This is a genomic window from Enterobacter sp. RIT637 (assembly GCF_019718755.1).
GTDB lineage: Bacteria > Pseudomonadota > Gammaproteobacteria > Enterobacterales > Enterobacteriaceae > Enterobacter.
In genome coordinates this window covers 1-530 of sequence record NZ_JAIHAZ010000171.1, presented here as the reverse complement: position 1 = coordinate 530, position 530 = coordinate 1, and the positions used below count along the sequence as shown (strand labels likewise).

1 pseudogene is annotated in these 530 nt (G+C 54.2%); it reads right to left on the bottom strand.

The window, feature by feature from the left end:
* Positions 1-530: pseudogene (gene secA, locus K5E19_RS23830) on the bottom strand (preprotein translocase subunit SecA); the annotation flags it as partial.

Below are 530 nucleotides of genomic sequence, written 5' to 3'. Positions count from 1 at the left end.
GTACCGGTCATGCCCGCCAGTTTTTCATACAAACGGAAGTAGTTCTGGAAGGTGATAGAAGCCAGCGTCTGGTTTTCGTTCTGAATATCGACGCCTTCTTTCGCTTCCACAGCCTGGTGCAGACCATCAGACCAGCGACGGCCCTGCATGGTACGGCCAGTGTGTTCATCAACGATGATCACTTCGCCGTCTTTCACGATGTAATCCACATCGCGGGTGAACAGGACGTGAGCGCGCAATGCCGCAGTAACGTGGTGCATCAGCATGATGTTGGTCGGGGAGTAAAGTGACTCGCCCTCTTCCATAATGCCCTGCTCAACCAGCAGCTCTTCAATCTGGACCAGACCGCGTTCGGTCAGGTTCACCTGACGCGCTTTTTCATCCACGGAGAAGTGGCCTTCGCCCTGGAAGGTATCAGAATCTTCTTTCTCCTGACGAATCAGGTGCGGGATGATTTTGTCGACTTTACGGTACATCTCGGAGCTGTCTTCAGCCGGGCCGGAGATGATCAGCGGAGTACGGGCTTCATC